Source organism: Paenibacillus sp. RC84, assembly GCF_041260495.1.
Classification (GTDB): domain Bacteria; phylum Bacillota; class Bacilli; order Paenibacillales; family NBRC-103111; genus Paenibacillus_F.
Map to the genome: position 1 here is coordinate 610471 of NZ_JBGBYL010000002.1, position 19617 is coordinate 630087.

At 55.4% G+C, this 19617-nt stretch carries 21 protein-coding genes; 11 read left to right on the forward strand and 10 right to left on the reverse strand.

What is annotated here, in order from left to right; all coding sequences use genetic code 11:
* Positions 1 to 348: 348 nt before the first annotated feature.
* Both ABH899_RS06515 and ABH899_RS06520 read left to right on the forward strand, forming a co-directional pair.
* Positions 349 to 864 (forward strand): hypothetical protein, encoded by a 516-nt coding sequence (locus tag ABH899_RS06515; RefSeq protein ID WP_009676709.1) that lies wholly within the window; start codon positions 349 to 351, stop codon positions 862 to 864.
* A 210-nt stretch (positions 865 to 1074) separates the two neighbouring features.
* Positions 1075 to 1335, forward strand: coding sequence for a hypothetical protein (locus ABH899_RS06520; protein WP_369994975.1), 261 nt, complete (start codon positions 1075 to 1077; stop codon positions 1333 to 1335).
* A gap of 248 nt (positions 1336 to 1583) precedes the next feature.
* On the opposite strand, the gene ABH899_RS06525 is transcribed toward ABH899_RS06520, so the two are convergent.
* The 6 genes from ABH899_RS06525 to fosB all read right to left on the reverse strand — a co-directional run bounded on the left by ABH899_RS06525 (position 1584) and on the right by fosB (position 5957).
* Positions 1584 to 1787 (reverse strand): hypothetical protein, encoded by a 204-nt coding sequence (locus tag ABH899_RS06525; RefSeq protein ID WP_042230916.1) that lies wholly within the window; start codon positions 1785 to 1787, stop codon positions 1584 to 1586.
* A gap of 314 nt (positions 1788 to 2101) precedes the next feature.
* A complete protein-coding gene (locus ABH899_RS06530; protein WP_369994977.1) occupies positions 2102 to 2281 on the reverse strand; it encodes a hypothetical protein in 180 nt (59 codons plus the stop codon).
* Between the two features lie 210 nt (positions 2282 to 2491).
* The gene (gene lepB / locus ABH899_RS06535; protein ID WP_009676743.1) at positions 2492 to 3046 is read right to left on the reverse strand and encodes a signal peptidase I; all 555 of its coding nucleotides are present in this window, start codon (positions 3044 to 3046) and stop codon (positions 2492 to 2494) included.
* A gap of 127 nt (positions 3047 to 3173) precedes the next feature.
* Entirely contained in the window at positions 3174 to 4280 is a 1107-nt protein-coding gene (ytvI, locus tag ABH899_RS06540; protein WP_369994980.1) for a sporulation integral membrane protein YtvI, read from the reverse strand.
* A 177-nt stretch (positions 4281 to 4457) separates the two neighbouring features.
* Positions 4458 to 5204: a type I methionyl aminopeptidase gene (map, locus tag ABH899_RS06545; protein WP_009676742.1), complete on the reverse strand. Its 747-nt coding sequence runs from the start codon at positions 5202 to 5204 to the stop codon at positions 4458 to 4460.
* Positions 5205 to 5522: 318 nt separating this feature from the next.
* A complete protein-coding gene (fosB, locus tag ABH899_RS06550; protein WP_369994982.1) occupies positions 5523 to 5957 on the reverse strand; it encodes a metallothiol transferase FosB in 435 nt (144 codons plus the stop codon).
* Positions 5958 to 6065: 108 nt separating this feature from the next.
* Here fosB and ABH899_RS06555 point away from each other — a divergent pair, with 108 nt between their 5' ends.
* Positions 6066 to 6368: a heme biosynthesis protein HemY gene (locus ABH899_RS06555; protein ID WP_009676739.1), complete on the forward strand. Its 303-nt coding sequence runs from the start codon at positions 6066 to 6068 to the stop codon at positions 6366 to 6368.
* On the forward strand, positions 6368 to 6589 hold the full coding sequence (locus ABH899_RS06560; protein WP_009676710.1) for a YuzB family protein: 222 nt from the start codon (positions 6368 to 6370) through the stop codon (positions 6587 to 6589). The genes ABH899_RS06555 and ABH899_RS06560 overlap by 1 nt, the downstream gene beginning before the upstream one ends.
* 63 nt (positions 6590 to 6652) lie before the next feature.
* Here the strand turns inward: ABH899_RS06560 and ABH899_RS06565 are convergent, their stop codons facing one another.
* A complete protein-coding gene (locus tag ABH899_RS06565) occupies positions 6653 to 7558 on the reverse strand; it encodes a TIGR01777 family oxidoreductase (RefSeq protein WP_369994984.1) in 906 nt (301 codons plus the stop codon).
* 235 nt (positions 7559 to 7793) lie between these two features.
* On the opposite strand from ABH899_RS06565, the gene ABH899_RS06570 reads away from it, so the two are divergent.
* The 3 genes from ABH899_RS06570 to ABH899_RS06580 all read left to right on the forward strand — a co-directional run bounded on the left by ABH899_RS06570 (position 7794) and on the right by ABH899_RS06580 (position 11554).
* Positions 7794 to 8927 carry a GNAT family N-acetyltransferase gene (locus ABH899_RS06570; RefSeq protein ID WP_369994986.1) on the forward strand — a complete coding sequence of 378 codons (1134 nt, stop codon included), beginning with the start codon at positions 7794 to 7796 and terminating at the stop codon, positions 8925 to 8927.
* Positions 8928 to 9060: 133 nt separating this feature from the next.
* Complete coding sequence (locus ABH899_RS06575; RefSeq protein ID WP_369995150.1) at positions 9061 to 10008, forward strand: aminopeptidase; 948 nt, start codon at positions 9061 to 9063, stop codon at positions 10006 to 10008.
* A 316-nt stretch (positions 10009 to 10324) separates the two neighbouring features.
* A complete protein-coding gene (locus ABH899_RS06580; RefSeq protein WP_009674979.1) occupies positions 10325 to 11554 on the forward strand; it encodes an MDR family MFS transporter in 1230 nt (409 codons plus the stop codon).
* A 154-nt stretch (positions 11555 to 11708) separates the two neighbouring features.
* On the opposite strand, the gene ABH899_RS06585 is transcribed toward ABH899_RS06580, so the two are convergent.
* Positions 11709 to 11951: a hypothetical protein gene (locus ABH899_RS06585; protein WP_369994988.1), complete on the reverse strand. Its 243-nt coding sequence runs from the start codon at positions 11949 to 11951 to the stop codon at positions 11709 to 11711.
* A 391-nt stretch (positions 11952 to 12342) separates the two neighbouring features.
* Positions 12343 to 13503 carry a THUMP domain-containing class I SAM-dependent RNA methyltransferase gene (locus ABH899_RS06590; protein WP_369994991.1) on the reverse strand — a complete coding sequence of 387 codons (1161 nt, stop codon included), beginning with the start codon at positions 13501 to 13503 and terminating at the stop codon, positions 12343 to 12345.
* Between the two features lie 276 nt (positions 13504 to 13779).
* On the opposite strand from ABH899_RS06590, the gene ABH899_RS06595 reads away from it, so the two are divergent.
* A complete protein-coding gene (locus ABH899_RS06595; protein ID WP_369994993.1) occupies positions 13780 to 14454 on the forward strand; it encodes an O-methyltransferase in 675 nt (224 codons plus the stop codon).
* 233 nt (positions 14455 to 14687) lie between these two features.
* Here ABH899_RS06595 and ABH899_RS06600 read toward each other — a convergent pair whose 3' ends face one another.
* Positions 14688 to 15899 carry an MFS transporter gene (locus ABH899_RS06600; RefSeq protein ID WP_009675017.1) on the reverse strand — a complete coding sequence of 404 codons (1212 nt, stop codon included), beginning with the start codon at positions 15897 to 15899 and terminating at the stop codon, positions 14688 to 14690.
* Between the two features lie 247 nt (positions 15900 to 16146).
* Between ABH899_RS06600 and ABH899_RS06605 the strand changes: the two genes are divergently transcribed.
* The 3 genes from ABH899_RS06605 to ABH899_RS06615 all read left to right on the forward strand — a co-directional run bounded on the left by ABH899_RS06605 (position 16147) and on the right by ABH899_RS06615 (position 19539).
* Positions 16147 to 17382, forward strand: a complete 1236-nt coding sequence (locus tag ABH899_RS06605) for a spore coat protein (protein ID WP_369994997.1) — start codon at positions 16147 to 16149, stop codon at positions 17380 to 17382.
* A 155-nt stretch (positions 17383 to 17537) separates the two neighbouring features.
* Positions 17538 to 18164, forward strand: a complete 627-nt coding sequence (locus tag ABH899_RS06610; protein WP_369994999.1) for a fumarylacetoacetate hydrolase family protein — start codon at positions 17538 to 17540, stop codon at positions 18162 to 18164.
* A 46-nt stretch (positions 18165 to 18210) separates the two neighbouring features.
* Positions 18211 to 19539: a CapA family protein gene (locus tag ABH899_RS06615; protein ID WP_369995002.1), complete on the forward strand. Its 1329-nt coding sequence runs from the start codon at positions 18211 to 18213 to the stop codon at positions 19537 to 19539.
* Positions 19540 to 19617 lie beyond the last annotated feature (78 nt).

The following is a 19617-nucleotide window of genomic DNA, read 5'->3' on the forward strand; positions in this document are numbered from 1 at the left end:
CGCAAGGGGACTGCGGTATCTGGAACAGATGTCCCGGCCCGGGGCGCTCGGCACAGGAGTACCCTGCATACTGACGCGCAGAAAACTCACTTGAGTCTAAAAAGCGTGTCGATTTCGGATGAAAAACAAACCGACTGATTCCGAAGACTCAGGCCCGGACATATGTCCGGGCCTTTAAAGGTTTATTTTATATCGTTTAAAATGGTAAAAGATACCTATATAAAGTAATTGTATGAATTATGCATTTTAATGGTAAACTAGTAGAGATTATAGGTATAAAGGTTTTTGAAGTTTAATTAATTTTGTTTTATGATAAAGAGTAAGACCAATCCGAATAGGAGGAATAGTATGTCCGGGATTCTGCCACTCGACCAGTTCAAGGAGTTGGAACGTGAGGAGCAAATACGGTTAATCAATCAGTGGAAAGAAGATTATTCCGTAGGCGAAATAACGTCGGCATGGAAGCTCAACAATGCGGCAACCTACTATACCATTTTGAAAAAACTGAACATCTACAACGATACGGTCAGAACGTCCAACAAGTTTATGGGCTATACAAATTACCGTTCCCAAAGCAGATCATTGGAACGGCCTTCCGAGCCGTCCGACTTCAGGCGCCTCCCCGAATCTGTTCAGGCAGAAAATCGTCCGGCCGTTTCGGCCCCCGCCTTATCGATCTCGGACAACTTCCGCTACAACGTAAACGGAACCTACCCGGCCGAAGAGGTCGCGCAGATTTTGGAGCGGCTCAGCCTGTTTCTTAAAATCCGGAGTCATGTTCCCGTGAACGTGGAATTGAACATCCGGTTCGGCGATTCGGATGCCGTGACAAGCGAGCTGCAATCCGGTGAACCGCACAGTTGAACGCAAAATGTAAAGGGTTTTCAAGGACGGAGCATCGGCTTATGCGAGATGCTCTTTGTTCTTTTCAAGGCGATTACGGGTAAGAGGAGAGTATACGGCAGAAGAAGGATCAAACTGGAACGCAAAAAGCCGTATCGCGTATAGGTTAGTAGGGACTTCCGTTACAGACCGGGACACGGTGCAGATGCCGCACAACCGGTTTACGGGATCATGTCCCACCCTAAGGAGGGAACCCGTGTGAAAAAACTATTGTCACTCCGCCACTGGGGCCATGTATTCAAGCGGGCGGGCAAACTGCTGATGTCTCCGCAAGTACCGATCGGCAGTAAGCTACTCTTTGTAGTCCCGGCGCTGCTGTACTGGGTACTTCCCGATGTCCTGCCGTTTATGCCGATTGACGATATAGCGGTCACGATGATGCTCGCCAGCTGGTTTACGGGCTGGATGGAGCGTAAATATCCGCAGGCTTAGATTAATCAAGCGCCACCGGCCGGGAGGCAAGGCAGCATGATCCGAATATAGAGGGATAGATCCACTCTGGAAGGTCCGGACAGCCCGGTGCCGCATCAAGAACGAATATGTACCGGAGACGTTTGTACGCCGCGATCCGGCGGGTACGGGTTCAACCCCGCGCCCCCCGGCCGCGGCTTTTTTGCATGCTGCCAAAGCGATAAACGGCATGAATAAATCCGGTCCTCGGCAGAAAGGATGAGAATGCCTTACAGGGAACCGGAGTCTCCATGGTGGATGGAGCACTTGTTCTCGATAAACCGGATCTGGTTCTCCAGACGGTTCACTTTCTCGTTATGCACGAGAGAGCCCGGAATCATGCTGATTCTGAGGTCGTTCAGCTCTTCCTTCAACTGGTGCAGGTCCAGACCCGCGTGGGCGCAATCGTAATTGCTTTCGAGATTTTCAATCATCGGTCGCTGCCTCCCTGTTTCAAGGATGAAATGACTTATTTGCTTTTGCCGTTGCCGTTCTTGCGGTCGGAAGTGCGGGTCGTCGTGTTTTGCCGAGCGTGGCCCTGTTGTTTGTGTGACACTGACGTTCACCCCCTGTCCGGTCGGGTTGGTCGTAAGTGAGGCAAGTACACGATGCTTAGTATGCGGCGCGGCGGATTTTATATACGGTTCTCCAGATCTTCATGACCGCTTTTTACCGCTCTTACGAGCCCATAAAAAAGACCCTGAACCGGGCATGTAACCCCTTTCAAGGTCGGCTTTTAAAAAAAGTTTTATTGCGAAACGCCCGAGATCAGACGGTTCTCCAGGCTCTTTTTGACTTTCTTGATGGCCTCGGTTTCCACCTTATGGTCCGAGTGAAACTTTTCTCCGGAGAGCGCCATGGCTTCCTTAACGGTCATTTCAACAAGAATCGTATCGTCCCCTTGGGGAATGTGCAGATTGGCATTCATGTTCTTCACTCCTTGTCAATCAAGATTAAGGGTGCGACTGCTGGTTGTCGGAAGCAATGAATGATGCGGGTGAGAGGCGGAAAGTCTTCAACCTCCGCCTTTTTAATATAACACATGATGTAAGGTCACTCAATAGGCCGCACATCAAAAAAGGAAAAAACAGAGCTTCCGGACAGCCGGAAAACTCTGTTTTTTAGCGAGAAAGCTGATTTAACCGTTGATCTTGATGCCCAGCACGTGATCCAGCGGAACGGGTCCGATATCGCGGCTGTCTTTGCTGTTGTTGCGGTTGTCTCCCATCACGAACACGTGGCCCGCGGGAACGGTAATTTCCTCGTTCGATTCATACAGCATCGTTTCGTTGAGATAGGGTTCGTCCAGAGGCTGCCCGTTGCGGTACACTTTGTTGTCTTTGAACTGGAGCTTATCGCCCGCTTTGCCGATGACGCGTTTGACGTACAGGTTGTCGTCCACTTTCCCGCTCAGCAGTGAAAACAGGGGGTGCTCCATGATGTCGTCCTTAAGCGTACGTTCCCGGTTTACGCGGCTGTCGATAATGACGATGTCCCCGTAGTCCGGCTCGTAGCCCAGCGTATGCGACAATTTGGATACGTAAATACGTTCCTGGTCGGATAGAGTCGGGTCCATCGAATGGCCCAGCACCTTGGTCGGCTGAATACCGAAGATTCCGATTACCAGTGCAATGACGAACGCGATTCCGAGGGAAAGCGCCCAGCCTCCAATTTCTTTTGCCACTTTATTCATCGCAAGTTCCCTGCCTTCCGGTTTACATATCTCTCATGGCTTCAGTATATCACGGCTGTTCACGCCTAGACAAAAAAAGAGGCCGCCGCGGCCTCTTTCTTCTTTAAGCTTGTCTGTAAGGGCCGGGTCAATATTCATCCTCGGGGGTACGGATCCACTTGCGCAGATAGCCCTGGTCGTACAACGCTTTGATCAGAATAATCAGAATCGGGGAAAGAATAACGCCTGCGACTCCGAAAAGGGACAGCGAAATGATCATAAAGGACAGCATCGTAAAAGCGGATACTCCGAGCGACTCGCCGGTAATCTTGGGCTCCAGCACCTGCCGGACGAGAACGACTACGGCCAGCACGACGGTCAGCCAGACGCCCATCATCGTGCTTCCCGCGATAAAGTGGTACACGATCCACGGCACGAACAAGGTCGAGACGCCGAGCAGCGGCAGCACATCGAAGAAAGCGGCCAGCAGCGAAATCGTAAAGGCGTTGTCGACGCCGAGAATCATGAGCGAGACCAGAACCATGACGAACGTGATGGAAATGAGAATGAGCTGGGATTTCAGGTAGCTTACGATGCCCTTGATAACGTTCTCGCGAAGAAAATCGAACGCTTTACGGAACGTTTTGGGCGTCTTTTCGCGGGCGTTCTTTTTCCACCAGTCGATTTCAAGAGAAAGGAAGAAGGCCAGAATGACGCCGACCACAAAATTCAGCATAAACGTAGAAAAAGAAGTAACGAGTCCCATGACGCCGCTGGTCAGGAAATTAAGCAGGGTTTTCAGGAAATTCGTGGCGAAGCTGGTCGCTTTCGTCGCCATCTGATTGGCGATTTCCCTGGATTTCTCGATCACATCGGGAGGAAGCGCCTCGATGCTGTTTTGCAGATCGATCGTGCGTTTTGTAATTTGCTCCTGAAGCATCTGGGTATACTTGGGGAGTACCGTAACCAGATTGTCGATCTGGCTCGTAAACAGAAATCCCGCTCCGGTGAAGACGGCCAGGATGACCAGAACGAACAGCAGCGTCGAAATCGTCGTCGCGAGCATTTTTTTCAGTCCTCTGCGATGGAGGAAGCGGGCAAGAGGCTCGATCATGGCAAAAATGACGAAGGCCCAGAAGATCGGCGTGGCGATCGCGTAAATAAAGCTGAACAATTTCATGAACAGAAAAACAGTGAGGACGATCAGCCCAATGTCCAGGATGGTTTTGTAGTACCGTTTGTAAAACGATATCATAGCATTCCTCCGTAATCGTTATGGCCGCTGGCAGGACGTGTGGGGGATGACTGGGTAGTTGCCGGGCAGGTTTGCCATGCTTTGGCAGGGTATGTAGGTAAAAAATAACCGGGGACGGACAGGTCGCAAGCTTCAGGCATGCTGCCCGTCAGCCTCCCGGCTGCAGGAGAACCGCGGTTACTGCGCAGTCAGAATGAGCGGTCCGTCCTGCGTGATGGCGATGGTGTGCTCATACTGGGCGGACAGGCTTCCGTCCACCGTACGGGCCGTCCAGCCGTCGAGATCCACGGTGGCGAAGTACATGCCCGTATTGAGCATCGGTTCAATCGTCAGCACCATGCCGTCCTTGAGCCTCGTGCCGCGGCCGGCCGGGCCGTAGTGGGGCACCTGCGGCTCCTCGTGCATCTTCTGGCCGATTCCGTGGCCCGTGAAATCACGGACGACCGAGTAGCCGCGTTCTTCCGCGAAGACTTGAATCGCATGCGCGATATCGCCGATCCGGTTGCCGATGACGGCTTGCTCGATGCCTTTGTACAGCGATTCCTTCGTCGTCTCAAGCAGATTGCCGGCTTCCTCGGAAACCGTGCCGACCGCATAGGACCAGGCGGAGTCCGCGAGCCAGCCGTCCAGATTGACGACCATATCGATGGTTACGATATCCCCGTTATTCAGCGGCTCTTTCTTCGGAAAACCGTGGCAGATGACATCGTTCACGGAGGCGCAGGTTGCGTACTGATATCCTTTGTACCCTTTCTGTTCCGGGGTGGCGCCGTTCTCGTGCAGAAATTGTTCCGTGAACTGGTCGATTTCCCAGGTGGTCACACCCGGACGGATCATTTTCGCGATTTCGCGGTGGCATGCCGCCAGCAGTTTGCCGGCGCGGTGCATTTTTTCGATTTCGTCTTTGGTCTTAATCGTTACCATAAGAGCGTACATCTCCTCTGCCGAATGATTTGTATATTTCATCAGTATGACCTTTCGGCAGCTTCTAGTTTCGTTCGGGTCAAAAAAAGACGCCGTTGTGCGCGATTGACATCCCGATAAAGGTCAGCGTAGCTTAAAAAGCTTTCCAAAGCCCGTAAGAAAGCCCAAATTCCATAGTATAAAATAACCGCGTAAAATTCAAATCGGACGGGACGAATTTTCCTTGCCGCAGAATTAGATTATGCTGTGGTCCGTCATGCGGCGCGGCGCCGATGCTCCGGAAGCGGAAGGCATGCGAGTTCGCTCTTACCGGAGCCTTTAATCCGCCGTCGGATCGCCGAAAAACCGCATGTGCCCTTTTTCCGCCCGGTAATAATCCAGCCTGTCCTGAAGCGTGCCGGTGTGAAATTCGAACTTATGTCCGTCCGGGTCTTCGAAATAGAGCGAGCTTTTGTCCCGGCTGTCCCGTTCGCGGCCCGGTAGAAGAGCCCCGCAGGCGGCAAGCTTCGCTTCGAGGGCGGGCAGATCCTTCTCGTCCACCGTAAAAGCGAGATGCGTATAGGACTGGCGGATCTCATTGCGCGGAATCTCCGGCTCGGTGTTCAGGGCAAGCCACAAGCCTCCCAGGTCGAAATAGGCAAGGGAGCGCCCTTGCACCAGCAGTCTGGCCCCTAGCACCTCCCGGTAGAAACGGATCGAGCGCTCCAGATCGGAAACGGAAACTAGTAAATGGTTGATGCCGCGGATTGTCACGGCTTTGCCTCCTCCGGCTTGCGACTTCTTGTTGATTTCAGGCGAAGCTTTCTTTACAATAAAGGTTAAAAGTAAGAATGATAACTTTTCAGGAGATGTGACTACACTATGAACGTCAAAATTTCGCGCAACGCAGCTAAAGTTTTGAAACTCGAACTGGAGAAAGAAGAGAACCAGGGTCTTCTGGTCCGCGTCCAGGTAAGCCACAACCACGGCGATCACGCTCACTATGCGCTTGGTCTCGATACACAAACGGATAACGATGTAGTCGTTTCTACCGATAAGGATGTTGACGTCCTGCTGGAGAAAGATGAGCCGCTGCTCGACGGCATCCGGATCGATTACTTCTACATTCCGCAAGAAGGATTCATGATTACGAATCCGAGCAAGGGCAATCACGGGGATCATTAATGGCTAACGATATCCGGATTTGCGATAAATGCAAGCATATGCGGGTGAAAACGGCGCTGCCTAAGCTTCAGAAGCTTGCATCGGATGCCGAAGTCAAAGTCGGCTGCAAATCATACTGCGGACCTTGCGCCCGCTACGCATTCGTATTTATTAACGGCCGTTACATCAAAGCGCCGACCGAAGACGAAGCAATCGAGCACGCGAAGAAGTTTGTGAAGTAGCCAAAGAAACGGCCCGGGGAACCGGGCCGTTTTTTATTTGGCTGAAGACCCGCTTCCGGTTGTTCAAGCGGGCCTTTCGGCGCCGGTCAGCTCTAGAAGCGCTTCTTCCAGCGTCGGATAGCGGAACTGGAACTCATGCTCCAGCAGCTTGCGGGGAAGAACGCGCTGTCCTTCCAGCAGAAGCATGGAAAGCTCCCCCAGGACAATCTTCAAGGCGAAGGCGGGGACCGGCAGGACATGAGGCCGCCGCAGCACGCTGCCCAGCGTTTGGGCGAATTCCCGGTTGCGGACCGGATGAGGAGCGGTCGCGTTCACGGGACCGGATATATCCTCATTGCGGATACAGGCATCGATCAAAGCGACCATATCCGCGATATGGATCCATGACATCCACTGGCTTCCGCTGCCGATCCGGCCTCCTGCGCCGAATTTGAACGGAAGAGCCATTTTGGGGAAGGCGCCGCCGTCGGTTCCGAGCACGAGACCCGTACGGATTTTGACGATCCGTTCCGCGGGAATTCGGTCGGCGGCTTCCTCCCATTCCTTTACGACTTCAGCCAGGAAATCGTCGGCACGGACGGGACTGAATTCATCGTATGTATGAGTTTCGGATGTGCCGTAAATCGCCATAGCCGAAGCGTTTACGACCACCGGAGGTTTGTTTTGGAGCGCCTTTAGGGCTGAGGCGACAGCCGCCGTCGTTTTCAGGCGGGAAGATAGGATCTGGCGCTTGGCGGTTTCGCTCCAGCGCTGATTAATAGTGGAGCCGGCCAGATTGATCCAGGCGTCTGTGCCTTCAAGATACCGGGGATTATGCTCAATCTCCGACCAGGTTACGGTTTGGACGCCCGCATAAGCATGTCCGGAAGCCGAACGGGAAATGAGAATAAGTTCATCTCCCCGCTTTTTGAAATGGGCAATAAGATGTCCGCCGATAAACCCGGTTCCTCCGCTGATGGCAATTCGCATGAGCTCTCTCCTCCTTCTCTCTAATTTCCATTATATGACGAACCGTTTTTTTCCACAAACCTGCTCAGGGCGGAACTTTTCAGGACCTTTGCGGCCTCCCGCCGGGACGAAGCTAGTACTTTTGAACGCAAAAGCACGGTTTTTCCGGAGGGAGAAGCGGCTCAAAACTGGTTTTTACCGGGCTCTTTCCAGTGGTATAATAGCGATATACATAGGGAAGAGGAGGAAGAGACAGATGATTGCTATCCGAAAATTATCCGAATGTACCCTTGACCAGGCCGTTCAGGTATGGAACGACGGGTTTTCCGGGTACTTTGTCGACATGACGACGAATCCGGGCGCCTATATGACGAGACAGGCGTACGAACAATTATCGCCGCAGCATTCCATTGTCGCTTTTGACGGGGAACAGCCGGTCGGGTTTGTTTTGAACGGAATTCGTATGGCGGGGGGCCGTAAAATTTCCTGGAACGGGGGTACCGGAGTCATTCCGGCGTACAGGGGCCAAGGAGTCGGCCGTAAACTGATCGAAGCCTCGCTGGACATTTACCGCGAAGAAGGCGTCGATACGGCTACGATCGAAGCGTTTGCGGACAATGCCCCGGCGATCGCTCTCTATGAAAGCGTGGGATACGTCACGCGGGACACGGTGCTGGTCCTCCGGAAAGCGGGCGGAGCTGCGGGTGTCGGTCCGTCAGAGGGGACCGGTGAGAGCCGGGGAGCCTTGGGCGATGCGCTGCCTCCGGCGGCCGCAGAGACCGATGCAGCGGCCGTACGCGCGGGCGGGTCTGCCCATGCCTCCGGCGGCTCAGCGGCGCGGCAGGCGGACGCGCCGGAGGAAGGCCGGAGAGGGCATGGCGCCCTGTCGGCAGCGGAAGCAGGGCAGCCGGATGGCGGCCGGTCCGCCGGCAGGGCCAAAGCGGCAGCGGCGCGGCATAACGATGCCGCCGGTCGGTACACGCTGCGCCACGGCACCGCCAGAGACGCCGGCCTCCTGCCGTTCTATCCGGCCCTGGGTGCGTGGCGGGGGCATTGGGCCAGCTTGACGGCGGGAGAGTCGCTGTTTATGCTCGAAGACGGCAAGCCGGCCGGCTACGCCCTGTACATGCGCGTCTACGAAGCTTCGGGCAAACTTGCCGGTGTCACCCTTTACCAGTGTGAAGCCTCGCCGGACAACCGGGACCCCGAGACCGTGCTCAGGACTCTGCTGGAGACCGTCCTGGACGGGTACGGGGAAGCCTCGTTCAGCGCTTCTCATATTCCTTCGAGCCGGACGGATCTGCTCCGCCTGCTGGAGGAGAGAGGGTTTGAAACCGCTCACGAGATGGTCTGGATGACTCGGGACATGACGGAAGAAGGCCGGGCGTGATACGATAGCGGGACAGCTCCGGCCGGCAGGAAGGCTGGCGGCGTCCCGGGTCGAAAGAAGACCTGGCGCCGTCGACCATGTTATTCCGCCGCCGGGCAATCCGAAAGATTTAAAGGAGATTGTAACGATGACTATGGACCGTTCCCTAATCGAGATCAGCAAATCGCTGCTGCAGTCGAGCCTCGGCGTAAAGCCGGGTGAGCTGCTTGTCGTTGTGGCCGACGACTATAAGCAAGAACTTGCCGAGCATGTGCATCAGGCCGGACTGGAGCTGGGGGCGGATGCCTCCCTCGTCGTCATGAAGCACCGTGAGAAATCCGGCGAGGAGCCTCCTGCTCCGGTTGCGGCGGCGATGCGCGAGGCGGATGTGGCCATCTGCCTCACGCAGCACTCGCTGACGCATACGGGCGCGCGCAAGGAAGCGGCGGCCAGCGGCACACGCGTGGCGACGATGCCGACCATCACGGAAGATATGTTCCGTGAAGGGGCGATCTCGGCCGACTACGCCCAAGTGCGCGAGCTGACCGAGCGCGTGACCGCCCGGCTGACCGCCGGGAGCCGGGTTAAGATCGAGAAGGAGCACACGGCGCTCACCTTCTCGATCGCGGGCAGAGCGGGCGTGCCCAGCACGGGCGTCTACCTGAATCCGGGCGAATCGGGCAACCTCCCTTCGGGAGAAGGCTACATCGCCCCGGTGGAAGGGAGCGCTTCGGGCACGCTGCTCGTGGACGGCTCCATTGCCGGGCTCGGCAAGGTAACGTCTCCGCTCACGCTGACCGTGGAGAACGGCCGCCTTGTCGGAGTGGACGGGGAGCAGGGCGAGGCTCTTCTTGCCGTGCTTGGCGACGGAGACGGCCGGCTGCTGGGCGAGTTCGGCATCGGCACGAACGACAAGGCCCGGATCACCGGCGTCGTACTTGAGGACGAGAAGGTGTACGGCACGATCCATGTGGCGTTCGGGAGCAACAATACGTTTGGCGGAACCGTAGCGGCCGGCGTCCACATCGACCTCATGGTGCTCTCACCGCGCGTGTATATCGACGACGAGCTGATTTTGGAAAACGGGCGTCTGCTCGTGTGACCCGGCGCATGGACGGAGCTCTCTCACGAGCCGCCGTTTGTCAGGCGACGCTGCACCGCGTGCCGGGAGCGACGTGGCGTGATTTTGACGATCGTTTATCCGTCCGGCTTAAAATTTGTCCGACCGGCGGAAGAGCTAGAGCTCTCCGTCTTTGATCTTGCTGTCCGTACCGGGCGGCAAGATTTTTTTGTTGTGCTGGACGAATTGTCGTGTATAATAACAAAAATATACAACAATTGACCGAAGGTAAACGAATGCCTTCCTGGTTACCCGGTCGACCGGATACCCGGAAATGTTCGGAAGGAGACTGATTGGCTTGAATCGAATACGGCATTTTTTATCTTCGTATCACCCGCTCGTGCACACGCTTCTGTTCGGTACAGTGATGGCGCGGGCAGCTTCCTCCATGAGTATGCCGTTTCTGGCGCTTTACCTCGTAGCCACAACGGATATGAGCAAAGGGATGATCGGTCTCGTTATCGGCGCAAGCTCGCTGGCGGGAACGGTAGGCGGCTTTATCGGGGGGACGCTCTCGGACCGGATCGGCCGCAAAGCGGTCATGCAGGGGGCGCTGTTTACATGGGCGGCCGTCTTTGTCGGCTTTTCGCTGGTGACGCACCCTCTGCTGTTTCTTCTGCTTAATCTGATCAGCGGCCTGTGCCGTTCGTTCTACGAGCCGGTCTCTCAGGCGCTCATGGCGGATTTGACCGAAAAAGAAAAACGGCTGCAGGTCTACTCGCTCCGCTATCTGGCGATCAATGTCGGAGTGGCGGTAGGTCCCCTGCTGGGTGCGGCCTTCGGGATGGTGAAGGGCTCGCTTCCTTTCCTTCTTACAGGGATTGTGTATCTGTTCTACGGAATCTTCCTTGTCGTTATGATGAGAAAATTCAAGGTTCAGACCGTATCCAAGGAAGTCAAGGAGAGGGTAACGTTCGCAGCCGCATGGAGAGTCGTCCGCAAGGACATGATACTGCGCTACCAGTTGCTGGGCGGGATGATCGGCGCGATCGGCTATTCCCAGATGTCCATTACCCTGTCGCAGTACGTGAACGAAAATTTTGCCCAAGGGGTCAAGCTGTTCGCGGCGATGATGAGCGTCAATGCCGTCACCGTGATCGTGCTCCAGATTCCGTTGTCCAAGCTGGCGGACCGGAAGTCTCCGCTTACGGCGATCGTCGTGGGGAATCTCCTGTTCGCGCTCGGGGACGTCGGCTTCGCGCTTTCGAACCACTGGCTGCTGCTGATCGCTTCGATGGTCGTTTTCACTATCGGGGAGACGCTCAATTTTCCGGCATCCACGATGCTTATGGACAAAATCGCCCCGGACCATATGCGGGGCACGTACTTCGGGGCACAGACCCTTACCAGCCTCGGACATTTTGTCGGCCCGTGGATCGGCGGTCTTCTGCTAGCCTCAATCGGCGGCAATATGTTCTTGGTCATGGCGGTCGTGACGGTCACCAGCTCGTTTTTATATTGGCGGGGGAGTCACCTGCTTACAAAACGGATAGAAGGCGAATACACCTCCGCCACCGGGTCGGTATAGCCGCCAAACAAATGTGTTTCGTTTCCCGGGCTTATCCGACAAAGAAAAAACGGCCTCTTCGCCCGCATACAGGCGGCTGGAGGCCGTTTTTGATTCTTTTTGGTATGGTTCAGAGCGGTGAATGACTGCGATGTTCACTCTTGCTTTCCGGACTTTATCGTACCGTAACGGCCGCTGTTGTAAGCTTCGCTTCGGTCTGCAGGCCCTCATCCGCTTTGGGGCTGACTACGACCGCGAGCAGAAAGGCGAGAACGGAAACGACCACGGCCGTTTTACGGAACAGCGGGTGATGAAGAAAGCGGAACCGCTGGTTCTGGCCTTTCGATTTCGAATGAACGAGAGCTGCGAACATAAGCATAGAGATAAAAAATAAGACAAGCGCCAGAATACCTTGCATAGCGGTTCCCCCTATAAATAATAAAATTGTCAGAAATGATTGGGTACTATTTCCTATGAAAATAGTACCATATCCAAAGGAAAATGGGAAGAATTTATCAAAATTTTATCAAGTTTTTTTGTTTTCGTTCATTATTGTGGGATTTATGAGTATATAGGCCCGGTTTTTCCGGGCTCAAGCTCCACAAATGGCGTTGTCGTGTGCCCGGTATTTACTTTTCGCCCATTACTTGCAGTTCCCGGTTGCGCGGTGTGGCGTCGCATGACGGTTCACCGAAGTTTCTCCGGCTAAATCGGGGCCATGGCAGCCTGCGGACAAAATAAAACCCCGTTTCGTTCAGCTAATGAACGAAACGGGGTTACGGTTAGACCGGACAGGCGCAAATCTGCCGTTATTGTTCGACGGGTTCCGTATTCCGGCGGCGCGGCGGCAGCGGTCCGAAATATTGATACAGCTGGCATTCGATCCGTCCGTTAAACAGCTTGCGGCGCTTGTCGGCCGGACGGGTGAAATAATGCTCCAACTGCTTGCTCGGTGACAGGACGAACGTGCTCCATGTATGAAGCGAACCCGTCAGCTGTCCGAGCTGGCGCAGCACGCGCTCCACTTCCTTCTGTTCGCCGAGCCGTTCGCCGTATGGCGGGTTTGTGATCAGGCAGCCGAAGTCGCTACGCGGCTTCGCTTTGGCTACCGGCTCGACGTAAAACTTCAGCTCCTTGGAAAGGCCGGCCGCTTTGGCGGCCGCCTCGGCGACCTCAATCGCTTTCGGATCGATGTCGGAGCCCGCTATTTCCAGTGGAATGTCGTCATTCAGGGAATCATAGGCTTCTTCCCGGGCCTGCTCCCAGCGATTCTGGCCGATGATGTCCCAATCCTCCGAGGGGAAGGAGCGGCGCAGGCCGGGTGCGATATTCCAGCCCGACATGGCGGCCTCGATCAGAATCGTGCCGGAGCCGCAGAACGGATCGTAGAGCGGGCGGTCCGGCTTCCAGCGGCTCAGGTTTACCAGAGCCGCAGCCATCGTCTCTTTGAGCGGAGCTTCGGTCACAAGCTTCCGATATCCCCGTTTGTGCAGGCTCGGACCCGTCGTATCGATCGTCAGCGTGGCGATGTCGTTAAGGAGAGCGACCTCGATCACATAGCGGGGGCCGTCTTCTTCGAACCATTCCGTCCGGTAGCGTTCTTTCATTTTCTCAACGACGGCTTTTTTCACGATGCCCTGGCAGGCCGGGACGCTGGAAAGCTGTGATTTATGGGAACGGCCCTCTACGGGGAATTCGCCGTATTCGGGAATCCAGGCGGGCCAGTCGAGCGCTTTGGTGCCTTCAAACAAATCATCGAAAGTCCGTGCTTCAAATTGCCCCATTTTGACAAGAATGCGGTCGGCGGTACGCAGCCACAGATTCGTCCGGCAAATCGCCAGTTCGTCCCCGGTGAAGGTAACCCGTCCGTTCTCGACGATTACATCCTCGTAACCGAGCTCTTTGACCTCTCTTGCTACGATCGCTTCCAGCCCCATGGGACAGGTGGCGATCAAATCCAATTTAGCCATGCTTTCATTTCCTTTCGGGTGGTATCCGTGTAATTTCTAAGTATAGGCGAAAGAGGCGCGGGAGACAAATGCCAATGTTGCTGAAATCAGCCTCCGGACGGTTGAACGCGCTTGTTTTTTCATATACAATGACCTCACAGATCAACGCCGTTGCGACGCATGGGGTTCACGCGTCGCAACGGTGCGTTTGGCTTGGCCGATGATCCGGCTGTTCCAGGACTGTCCCGTCCATGGAGGACAGTTTCTGAATACATATACAGAAAAGAGGAATGACCCGTGGAAAAAAGGACGGATCAAACAAACGGGAATTCGGAGAAAGCGGCTCCGGGGCCTGAGGAATACCTGGAAGCTCTTTATGCGGAAGATGAGGCGCTGGGGCTGGTAAAAGAGGCCATTCGGGACAATAACATGCCCGATATTTCGGTCGCTCCCGGCTATGGCCGCCTGCTCACCATGCTCGTGGGAATGACGGGCGCCAAGCGGGTGCTTGAAATCGGAGCCCTTGGCGGCTACAGCGCCATTTGCCTAACCAGAGGGCTTGGCGACGGCGGACAGGTGCTCTCCCTGGAGGTGAACGCCGCCTTCGCGGAAACGGCACGGCAGAACGTGGCCAAGGCCGGCTTCGGGGACAAGATCGGATACCGGGTGGCTGACGCCGTAGAAAGCTTAGCCGCGCTGAAGGAGGAAGGCGCGAAGTTCGACTTCTTTTTTATCGATGCGGATAAAGTGAATTACCCGGCTTACCTGGACTATGCCATCGAGCTGGCCAACCCGGGCGCCATTATCATAGGCGATAATATTCTGATGCGGGGGCGGACGATCGATGCGGCCGTTACGAAGAAATCGGTCGAAGCGATGAGGGAATTCAACCGCCGGTTCGCTTCCGATCCGCGCCTTGAGAGCACAATGCTTCCCGCTTACGACGGGCTTGCGGTGGCGCGGGTGAAATAGGACTCCGGGCTCGCATGTCTTCCGTTGACCACGGTCATGTGACGCCGAGCACCGCGCGCTGGTAGCTTCGCACGGTGCAAATGAGTTACAGACAAGCAACAAAAAGAACGATCCACCCGGACACATCCGGCCGAGGATCGTTCTTTTTTGTTTGGTTGGCGGTTGAAGGCGTCTGACCGCCGAAGCGGTTCCGTCGAGCGCTTTTCTACTCCGCCCATCCGCCCGTTCGGTCTTTACAAGGTTCCGTCTGAAATCTTGTGCTTGCCGAGCAGCGTGCGGTACGACCAGGCCGCGTTAATGGCAAGCATCACGGTCGCGAACAGGAACAGTTCGCGAATGTTCAGGAAGCCGGACAGGGCGCCGCCGATAACCGGTCCCATCATGTTGCCGAGAGCCAGAGCGCTCGTATTGAAGCTGTACGAGCGGCTTTCCATTCCGACCGGCGTGTAGGTCCGGATCAGGGAATTGACCGTCGGCAGAAGCCCGCCGATAAAAATGCCGAGGCAGAACCGGGCCGCCATCAGCTGCCAGACGTTCTGCACAAAAGCCTGCGGAATGAAGAAGATGGCCGCGCCGATAAGCGAGACGAACAGGATGCGCTGCGGGCCGATCCTATCGGACAATTTTCCGAGAAGGGGGGCGGCCACCATGTTCGAGAACCCGGTGATCGAAGCGACAAGTCCCGCGTAGAAGGCGAGTAGTTCTCCCGAGCCGTGGAGCTCCTCGACGAAGAGGGCCATCAGCGGCATGGAGCACTGGATGGAGAACTGGATCACGAACGTGATCGAATATAGCGTCGGCAGCTGTCGAATCGGCCTCAGGTCCTTATAGCCCTGAATGACCGATATTTTCGGCTGCTTTTTGGCTTCGGCCGCATTGAACTTCTCCTTGACCAGCAGCATCGTCACCATCGAAGCGATAAAGAGCATGGCTCCGGTTACATAGAAGATGTACCGGAAGCCGATAAGCTCGGCCAGCAGACCGCCGATAAACGGGCCGAGAATGGAGCCGGCTACGGCACCCGACTGGAGCGTACCCATCGCAAATCCGATATGCTCGCGCGGCGTGTTCGTCGACATGAGAGCGACGGAAGCGGGAGCGTACCCGGAGATCGTGCCGTTAACGAGCCTCAGCAGCAGGAGCACCCACGGGGCATGCGCAAAGCCCATCGTCGTCATGACGGCCGCCATTCCGAAGCCGGAGCGCAGCAGCATCACCTTGCGTCCGTAGCGGTCCGCCATTCCTCCCCAGAACGGCTGGAAGAGGAAGGAAGTGACGAAGTTGCCGGCAAAAATAATGCCTGTCCAAGTTGCGATTTCCTGCGCGTCCTGCAGGCCCATCTCTTTGAGATATAAGGGCAGAAACGGCATGATCATGGTCATGCCTGCCATTACGAAAAACTGTCCGACCCACAAAACCGCCAAGTTTACTCTCCAATTGATCATGCAATTCCCCCATTTCTAGTTGTACATGCTTTGCTTTTGCGCCGTCCTGGAATTCATCCCCTTATTATATCACAAAAAGAAGATATTTTTTCCTTCATCCTCAGGAAGCGGGTTTGCGGATGCGCGCTTCTAGGGTTCTACCTATCTTTAACCCGGTAAGGCGGAGGCGACCGGCTTCCTATGCATAAATTTCCCAAAGAGAGGGAATTGTAAGCATAAAGGAACTTACAAAAGGAGCTGTTTTCCCATGCCATTCGGAGCCCATGAAACGTTAGAGGTCCACGAAGTATTGACCGAAAAAATAAATATGATCCGGCATTTTTCTTTTTACGCCCGGCAGGCCCGGCATCCGCAGGTGAAAGCGATCGCAGGGAATCATCTTCAAGCGGGGGTGCAGCACTATAACGAGCTGGTCGCTTACACGCATGATTACAGCGCCGCGCGCGGACAAGCGCCTTACGGCCAGCCGCCGTTTGTCTCGGTCCATGATATTTTGTACGGCCTGCGCCATCCTGCCCCGGTCTCACCGGAAACGGACGGCTCCTTCAATGACGAGCAGATTTTATCCGCCATGCTCTGCTGCCACAAAAACAACGCGAAAAATCAAATGACGGCCGCGCTGGAAAGTGCCGATCCCAACGTCCGCCGGATGCTTCTCACAGCAGCCGATGCGGCCGCGGATCATGCCTATGAAGTATTTCTGTTCATGAACAGTCAAGGCCAGTACCAGGTTCCGACGCTTCACGATCATACGGCCAAAACCTACCTGCACACCTTCCAGCCGGTTCATGAAGCGGATTTCGGCCAGGCGGCGGGGAACTACGGCCAAGGTTACGGCTACGCCCAGGAATTCGGCCATGCTCCCGACTACGGCCAAAATCACTTGTACGGCTATCCGGGTGCCGGCGGCAGCCAGCCGCATCAGCAAAGCCGCCCGCAGCAAAGTTACCAACCGCAAAACCACCAGCCGGGGGCCTACGGCTACAACGGAGGTTACAGCGCACAGCCGGATAACGGCGGTTACTCCGCATACGGAAGAACGGAAACGGGCTATGCGGATCATTCTTACGGCAGCTCGGCTTACAGAGGACAAGGGCAGCAGCCGGACGCTTATGGCTCCTCACAGCCGTCCTCTTATACGGGAGGCGGCACTTCCGGCTACGGCGCCGCTTACGGATATGAGAGCGCAGGTCAGCAGGCGCTTTACCAGACGCCAAACCCGTCCTACACACAGGCTTCCAATTCCTCGTATCAAGGAGACCGGAATTACACGCCGCAAACTGGTTCGGGAACCCAACAGCACAGCGGCACGCAGCAGCACCAGTCCGGTTACGCTGCATCCGCCGCCGGGACCAGGCAGGCTTCCCACGCCCAGACGTCTGTCAACTCCCAAAGAGGCGGGCAGGAAGAGAAAACGGACGAACCCGACAGCGGGGCGCTGACTTCCAAAGCGGGCGAATCTTCCTCCAATCCGATTCAATAAGCGTTAAGAAGTGTAGCCGCGACAGCCGTGAAACTTCCGATAAAAATCAGTTTAAAACCGGTGTTCTCCTTGAGGCCCCTTAGCGGAACGTTTATAATCGCTAGAGGGCCTTTTTCCATGAATGCCCTTATTCAGAACGGGGAGTTGAGTGACCGATGACGGGAACTGTACGCAACATTTACTGTGTAGGACGCAACTATAAGCTTCATGCCGCCGAACTGGGCAACGACGTGCCGGAAGAGCCGATGATCTTTACGAAACCGACGCATGCGCTTGCCGCAATGGAAGGGGATTTGCTCGAGCTGCCTCAAGGCAAAGGAGAAATTCATTACGAGGGAGAACTCGTTCTTCATATTTCCAAGCCCTATTCGCCGGGAATGACGGTGGATGAGCTTGTCGATTCTTTCGGACTGGGGATTGACTTCACCCTTCGTGACGTTCAAAGCGTCTTGAAGAAAAAAGGCCATCCTTGGCTGGCCGCCAAAGGATTTTTGAACTCCGCCGCTCTGAGTCCGCTTCGCCCGTTTCTGGGTGCCGCAGAACTGGAAAAGACGGAATTCAAGACCGTGCGCAACGGCGAAACCGTCCAACGGGGCAATATCGGGGAGTTGATTTTCCCGCTGCAGACTATCGTCGATTATGTGGCCGCAAACTACGGCCTCGGAGCGGGGGACCTGATTTATACGGGCACGCCTGCCGGCGTCGGAGCCTGCGCGGACGGGGATGTGTTCGAGCTTCTCTGGGGCGCAGAAACCTTTGGATGCTGCACAGTTAAGCTGTAAGGCAGGATAGGATGAACTGTCCTGCCGCGGAAAGTAGAGGGGACCGATGAAGAAACAGAGATTGACCCTTCTTATCGTGTCTGCGATCTTCAGCGCCTTTCTCGTTACAGGATTGCTGCTGGTCAAAATAAAAATGGACGCGGCATCCGTTCCGCCCGCCGCATCGTCTTCGGAACAGCCGGTCACCAAGACGCCCGCAGACAATCAGCCCGCCTCTTCCGCGGTACCGGCTCCGGAAAAATCGCCCGTGCCCGCGGCATCTCCGGTCCCGGATAAAGCGGAGGAGTCGGCGGAGGCTGCAGCAAGCGAACCGACCGGCAATAAAGAAGCCAAACCGGCGGATAAACCGGCGAACCCGGGGGAAGCCAAAGCGACCGAAAAGCCGAAGGGTTCGCAGGACACGGCTCCTGCCGTCCGCAAAAAAGTGGGCGATCATGAAGCCGTTGATCTTATTTTTGCCGGGGACGCACTGATGGATTGGTCCGTGAAGGAAACGATCAAGAAGAAGGGGCCGGATTATCCTTTTCAGTTTGTAAAAGCGGAAGTATCCAAGGCGGATTACGCCTTTGTGAATCTGGAAACGTCGGTGACCGACGCGACCGAGAAGGATGCGAACCAGCTCTATAATTTCAAATCGGACCCTCCGTCCTTGAAAGGCTTAAAAAATGCCGGATTCGATCTCGTTTCCATAGCGAACAATCATGTGCTCGATTTCGGGAGACAGGGTTTTCTGGATACGCTGAATCACCTGAAACAGACGGGGCTCCCTTATATCGGGGGCGGCCGCAACGCCGCGGAAGCGTACAAAGCCAAAACCGTCGAAATTAACGGGGCCAGGATCAAATTTCTTGCCTTTTCCCGGTTTATTCCGACCCGGGACTGGTTTGCGGGTCCCGATACGCCGGGGATTGCTCAGGCTTACGACAAATCCGCCGTTCTGCCGGTCATCCGGCAGGAAAGCAAGGATGCGGACTATGTATTCGTCTATATGCACTGGGGGGTGGAGAAAAACCACAAACCGGAAGAGTGGCAGCGGACCTTCGCCAAAGAAATGATCGATGCCGGGGCCGACGGGATCATCGGGAGCCATGTGCACGTTCTGCAAGGATTCGAATTTTACAAAGGCAAGCCTATCGCGTATTCCATCGGCAATTTTTTATTTCCCGATTATGTGAAAGACGCGAAAGCGGACACCGGACTTCTTAAATTAAAGCTGATCAACGGAAAGATCACGGCAGAATTCAACCCGTATTACATTCAAAAAGATCAGATTGTGAGAAGGGACGCGGCCTACGACAAAAAGCAGATGGATTTTCTCCAGTCCATTTCTTACGGCGTCAAGATACGCGGCAAAGCCATCGAACCCGCTTCCTGAAAGCAGAAAACACACCTCCCGAGCGGGGGTGTGTTTTGCTTGAAAGGGCGATTTTTGCCATAATGGACCTAAGGCAGA